General features: G+C 55.8%; 5 protein-coding genes. 4 read left to right on the forward strand and 1 reads right to left on the reverse strand.

The features are described from left to right. Positions 1-58 precede the first annotated feature (58 nt). Both VNZ65_RS11590 and VNZ65_RS11595 read left to right on the forward strand, forming a co-directional pair. Positions 59-511, forward strand: coding sequence for a MarR family transcriptional regulator (locus VNZ65_RS11590; protein ID WP_325669088.1), 453 nt, complete (start codon positions 59-61; stop codon positions 509-511). Between the two features lie 142 nt (positions 512-653). After that, a complete protein-coding gene (locus tag VNZ65_RS11595; RefSeq protein WP_325669096.1) occupies positions 654-956 on the forward strand; it encodes a panthothenate synthetase in 303 nt (100 codons plus the stop codon). Positions 957-1,041: 85 nt separating this feature from the next. On the opposite strand, the gene VNZ65_RS11600 is transcribed toward VNZ65_RS11595, so the two are convergent. After that, complete coding sequence (locus VNZ65_RS11600) at positions 1,042-1,881, reverse strand: oxidoreductase (RefSeq protein ID WP_325669090.1); 840 nt, start codon at positions 1,879-1,881, stop codon at positions 1,042-1,044. Positions 1,882-2,068: 187 nt separating this feature from the next. Between VNZ65_RS11600 and VNZ65_RS11605 the strand changes: the two genes are divergently transcribed. Both VNZ65_RS11605 and VNZ65_RS11610 read left to right on the forward strand, forming a co-directional pair. Further along, on the forward strand, positions 2,069-3,013 hold the full coding sequence (locus VNZ65_RS11605) for an AraC family transcriptional regulator (protein WP_325669092.1): 945 nt from the start codon (positions 2,069-2,071) through the stop codon (positions 3,011-3,013). 690 nt (positions 3,014-3,703) lie between these two features. Continuing rightward, entirely contained in the window at positions 3,704-5,824 is a 2,121-nt protein-coding gene (locus VNZ65_RS11610) for a carbohydrate-binding protein (protein ID WP_325669094.1), read from the forward strand. Positions 5,825-6,070: the final 246 nt, after the last annotated feature.

A 6,070-nucleotide genomic window follows, 5' to 3' on the forward strand; every position in this document is an offset into this window, starting at 1 on the left:
GATTCAGTTATGATAGGATCCTATATATAAACATAGCTTCCTATGCAATGTCAACCCCATGAAAACTGATTTATCGAACAACCCCATGAAACTGATCGGCCAGATCTACCGCACTTCCATGCGTCTGGTAGACAGCCCGCTGCGCGCACTGGGATTCGCCATGGGGCAGTTGCCGGTGCTGGTAGCGCTCAAGAAAAGCGGCGCCTTGTCGCAGGCAGAGCTGGCACGCCTGGCGCAGGTGGAGCAGCCCAGCATGGCGCAGCTGCTGAATCGCATGGAGCGCGACGGGCTGGTGCAGCGGGTTCCCAATCCCGATGACAAGCGCAGCCAGCTGGTTTCGCTGACTGCTGACGCTTCTCAGCGGATGCCGAAGGGAAAAGCTGTAATGGATGCGGCCAGCCAGCAGGCTTTGGCGGGGTTTACCGAGGAGGAGCGGGATCAGTTGATGTCGTTGCTGCTGCGCGTGAATGCCAATCTTGATCGTGCTGCCGGAGTCGATACAGGGAATTGATTTGACCTTACTAATTATTTCCAAATCTCATATTCATGAGGACTGTCCGACAGACTGATTTATTTTTGATAGATCCGCATATCGGTACACATCACCACTACGCAAGTGGAGAAACGCAGTGAACGCACGTACTAACGTTCAGATTTTGAAGGGGGCGGATGGACGGCCTGAATTCGCCATCATTCCTTACAGAGACGGCTCTGTCGGCAAGAAAATGGGCCAGATCCTGGAGGAAATAAAACCGGAAGCGGCTTACTTCACCGAACAGGGCGGACAGCGATCGGCTCTCTTGATCGTCGACATCGACGACCCGGCGAAAATCTCCACGCTTGCGGAACCATGGTTTCTAACCTTCAATGCCAATGTGGAATTAAAAGTGATCATGACGCTGGACGACTTGAAACGAGCCGGGCTGGAGGAGCTGGGCAGGAAATGGTCGATGTAGGCAGGGATGGAACTCTGATGCCGAACAGTAAATCACGGAGCAAATGAAAGCGCCCTCATTGCTGAGGGCCTTTTAAATTCTGATCTCAGTGATCCGTCGACGTCGAAACGCTTTCCCACGCCGTCATTTCGTCTGACATGGCCGCAATTTTATTTTTCACCAAGGTCACCGCATCGCTACCCAGCAATAAATGCACAGGGGCGTCAGGCGCGTTGGCGATCTTCAGCAAGATCTCCGCGGCCTTGGCCGGATCGCCAAGCTGCTGGCCGTTTTTTTCTTGCCGCGCTGCGCGGATAGGGTCAAACAAAGTATCGTAATCCCGGATATGGCGCGGCGAACGGACCATTGAACGGCCAGCCCAATCCGTGCGGAAGGAGCCTGGTGCGACCGCGGTGACTTTCACGCCGAAGCCTGCAACTTCTTTTGCCAATGTTTCCGAGATGCCTTCCAGTGCAAACTTGCTGCCACAATAGTAAGCGATGCCGGGCATGGTGATGAAACCGCCCATGGATGTGATGTTGATGATGTGACCGCTCCGGCGCTCTCGCATGGACGGCAACACGGCTTTGATCATGGCCACCGCGCCAAACACATTGACGTCGAACTGACGGCGCATTTCTTCCAATGGCGACTCTTCTAGCGTTCCCTCATGTCCGTAACCGGCGTTGTTGACCAGAACGTCGATCGGCCCGACTGTTTCCGTTATTTCTGCGACTTTCGCGTCGATGGCAGAAAAATCGGTCACATCGAGCACGACCGCAATGGCGCGAGCGCTAGCCAAATCCTCAAAATCCTTTCCTGCCGATGCATTTCTGACAGTTCCGATTACCGTGTGTCCAGCGTTCAGCGCTGCCAAGGCGAAGGCCCGTCCAAACCCCGAACCGACACCGGTAATCAGAAATTTCATTTCAGTTGGCTTTCCCATGGATTTAGTCCTTTATGGTTAATTTGCGAATACTCTGAAGGTGCGAATGAATCAAGCGAGTCAGTCTTGGCTTGACGTAATCTTACGAGCGAACGCAAAATACCTAAATGCCGGTTCACATGCGGTTCTTGCCTAAACCTATTAGCCCGAGAGCTTTAACCTCAAATTTTCAATCACCCCATAACAGATGATCGTGTTGACGAACAACGGCAAGCAGCAACAGCGCATGGTGACCCTGCTGACAAAACTCGCGCCAAATGAGGGGTATAACCTTTCTCAACTGCAGGATGTGCGGTTTCTTCGGTCCAATCGACCACTGAGCGTGACGCCGGTTCTCTATGAACCCGGAATTGTGGTCGTATGCCAGGGGAGAAAACGGGGATTTTTAGGCGATCAGACCTACGTCTACGATGCGCAGCATTATCTGGCCGTATCGGTGCCGGTGCCGTTCACGATGGAAACGGACGCGAGTGAGAAGAAACCCATGCTGGCCATTTATTTTCGGCTGAATTTCAAGATGCTGGCCGAGCTGTTATTGCAGATGGAAATTGATGAGCCTGGCGAGGCGGCTCCTCAGGGCATGTTCGCCACTGCCATGGACGAGAAAATGTCGGCGTCGGTTCTGCGCTTTCTCGAAGCCATGGATGACCCCATGGAAGCAAAGATCCTCGGCGCAGCACTCATGAAAGAAATTTATCTGCGCGTATTGACAGGCGATCAGGGCGCGTCAATGCGCGCAGCCCTCGCGAGCGAGGGGCAGTTCGGGAAAGTCGCGAAAGCGATCAAAAAGATCCACGCGTCATATAGCGAGAAACTCGATGTCGATCAACTGGCCAAGGAAGCCGGCATGAGCGCGCCGTCGTTTCATGCCCATTTCAAGAACGTCACGGCGACTTCGCCAATGCAGTACCTGAAGTCGACGCGCTTGCACCAGGCACGGCTTTTGATGGCGCGAAACGGCCTGACTGCTGCCAGCGCCTGCGTGGAAGTCGGTTATGAAAGCGCCTCCCAATTCAGCCGAGAGTTCAAGCGCCTGTTCGGCAGAACGCCCATCGAGGAAGTGGCGAGAATGAAGCAGGCGTTCGCCTTACCTGACGCCGGCCCTGCTTCGATCTATGTCTCATCGCATTAATCGCTGACTGGTCGAGTTTCCCGCTGAATTTCTTCGCTGTTGATTGACATCTGAAACTGCCCCGTTTCATCAGTTAGACCGGGCAGTTCCGCAAGCCAAGGAATGATTTCCGCTAAGACCACATAAGCAGATCGCAAAAGTGGTATTTCACAGATTCGGCACCGCGACGTTCTCTTCACTTGGCGGTGCCTTGGCTTTTATCGTTGGCGTGCAAAGGAAAGGAAAATTTCGAGCAGGCTTTCATAGCCATCCGAAATTATTTTGCGTATAAAAAGCTACCCTCCGTTTTTAACTCATCCTGTTTTTTTCGAGCCGGCATTCCGGACGTTTTGCAAGTGGTCTGCTTGTGCAGGGAGATTTTTTAAACCACTTGACTATCATTTTTGATGATCCCATCCTCAATCGGCTGCAAGTCTGAAAATGACATCAACGTATAACGAACATGGCTTAGGGAATGTGCAGACGCTTGTCGGATTACGGGAAATTGACAACAGTGCAGTAGGGGACAGAAACCACAGAACGCGTTACCGCTTGCCCGCATGACGATAGCGTTGGCTATCCAAGTTACGGCAAAACGCTTGCCAGTCTGCTTACCGAAGGTAATTCGGCCTCGATTCTGCATATTCGTTTTCATTCTTACATCCTGACATGCCTCTCACGCATCATCAATTGATCGAGAAGAGAGGAAGTATGAAAACAAAAGTATGCAGCACCGTGGTGCTGGCGCTGATCAGCAGCATGCTGGCCGGTTGCGGCAGCGGCGATTCGTCGGACGCTGCGAGCGCCAGCCAGAAGCAGATTATCGCCGGCGCGAAGGTCGGCGTGCCGGCTTGCGCCGCAGCGTGGGACGCCACCGTCGCCTATGTTGGGGGTAATATCGCCAGTTACAGCAGCGTCAATTACACGGCAAACTGGTGGACGCAAGGGAACAATCCATCCACCAGCAACGGCGCCAGCGGCAGTGGACAGCCGTGGACTTCCGACGGTGCCTGCGGTACTCCTACCCCGACACCAACACCTACCCCTACCCCAACTCCAACTCCAACTCCAACTCCAACTCCTACTCCTACTCCTACTCCTACTCCTACTCCTACTCCTACTCCTACGCCCACTCCAGGCGCAACCGTACCCGGCTGGCCAGCCTACGTAGCAATGGGCGCCATCGGCGGCCCTGATACGACGACGGCCACCGCTACCTCCACCGGCGGCAACGACGACTTCGGCGGCAAGCCGGTCGATGTTGTCTTCAAATACGCTGGCGTCAACGGCAACGGCGATCCGGGCATGATCGATCCGCCGACCAATGCCTATCGCATGACCGCCGATTTCAACTCGCTGAGCGCGGCCAACAAACACGCCATGCGCGTCGCCATCGTCGAATACACAGCGCAGATGAGCGGCGGCCAGAATTTCGACGACTTCAGCAACGGCGCGGCCGGCCTCAGCTCGTCCAATCCAGCCGCCACCTATGTCATGGGCCGGCACTTCTCTAGCCTGGCGGCGGATGCCATCATGCTGGCGTCGAATCCGGTGCGCTACAATTCGCAGAACTACTACGGCTCGCTGCTGATGAATCCCGATTTGCTCGGCGCCATCCAGCAAAACGGCTACATCGGTTCGGTCAATGCCGCTCTGCCTGCCGGCGCAGTGAACAAGGCCGTGGCGCAAGCGATGTGCCTGATGACCACGTCGCGCAGCTACACCAACACCTCCAATCCGAACGGCATCGGCTCGGCGCCCTACCTCAACAAGACCTACACCGGCACACCCGTGCAAATCCTGACCGCCCTGCTGGCCGACGGCTACCCGGAGTGGAGCATCGACGGTCAAAACGACCCGTTCTGGAACACCAGCGTCAACAACAGCACCGGCAGCGCCTACAGCCAGGTCGGCGCATGGTTCAATGCCTGCGTCAGCAACCCGGCCTACAACACCACGACCTATCCGACGCCGACCTTCCCGGGCGGTTTCGCCGGCTGGGTCCAGGCCAACAACTGGCTGATCCGTGCTTTCGCGCCGAAGGGCACCGTGACGTTCGGCTGGCAAGACAACATGTGGGCCATCGGATCGGGTTTCTGGCTGCACCAGAACCTGACTGCCGCGCAAATCGCCGCGACCTTTTCGACGCCGGTATCGACCTGGCTGAACGCCAATGCGCCGGGCACCATATCGACGACCGGCATCAGCGCACCCGACTTCTTCCTGTTCGACCGCTATGAAATGGACGACAGCGCTTCGCCTGGCGCCGCCACGCTGTACAACGCCCGTTCCTGGGACAACTTCCTGTCGGCAATCGGCCAGCTCAGCAAGGCCAACAACAACATCCCGATGATGCTGTGGCAGATCCCCGGCTCGCACATCCCCAACACCAAGGAAACCACGCCCGAGCTATTCCAGGGCACTGCCGGCTCCTACGTGTTCAGCAGCGCGCCGGTCTACTTCTTCGGCGACAGCAACCTGACCTCGAACCTTTCCAATATGATCGCCGGCACGGCCAGTTCCACCAACACCAATACTGCTGTCGGCAACTACGCCGTGGCATGCGGCGCCACGGCCTACAACTGCCTGACGCCGAACTCCACCTACAAACAGTATTTGATGGAGTACAACAACCTCTCCAACAACTACAACTGGAGCATCGACAACGGCAAGCTGGCCCTGGCGGCCAGCAACAACGTGTTCGCGATTCTATGGGGTGGCGGCAATACCACTAACGTCATCAAGAACTTCAGCAACACCGACGACCACGGCTGGCTCGCCGGCAAGCTGATCCAGTACTACACGCTGCCGACACCGGTGGTCACTCACTGACGGGCAACTTGTCTAGCCCTGCCCCTGTGAATTGATCCGCAGGGGCGGAAGCCGGCTTCGACATCTTTCAAGAGAAAATTGACGGGTTTTCTGCGGCACGAGGCCAGAAGTGGCTCAGGAAATTCGGACAGTTGGTTAAGTGGTGGCTTTGCTTCACAATCTCGACCGGAAGGTCGATTACTGGAGCAAGGGCATGACCAAGAGAACGAGACGGAACCACACAGGGAACTTCAAAGCCAAAGTGGC

The organism is Collimonas sp., assembly GCF_035566555.1.
GTDB lineage: Bacteria > Pseudomonadota > Gammaproteobacteria > Burkholderiales > Burkholderiaceae_D > Collimonas.

Bases quoted from the DNA above. Each gene is read 5' to 3' on its own strand.
- VNZ65_RS11605 (WP_325669092.1), top strand. From the start codon at position 2,069: ATGATCGTGTTGACGAACAACGGCAAGCAGCAACAGCGCATGGTGACC.
- VNZ65_RS11610 (WP_325669094.1), top strand. From the start codon at position 3,704: ATGAAAACAAAAGTATGCAGCACCGTGGTGCTGGCGCTGATCAGCAGC.
- VNZ65_RS11590 (WP_325669088.1), top strand. From the start codon at position 59: ATGAAAACTGATTTATCGAACAACCCCATGAAACTGATCGGCCAGATC.
- VNZ65_RS11600 (WP_325669090.1), bottom strand. From the start codon at position 1,881: ATGGGAAAGCCAACTGAAATGAAATTTCTGATTACCGGTGTCGGTTCG.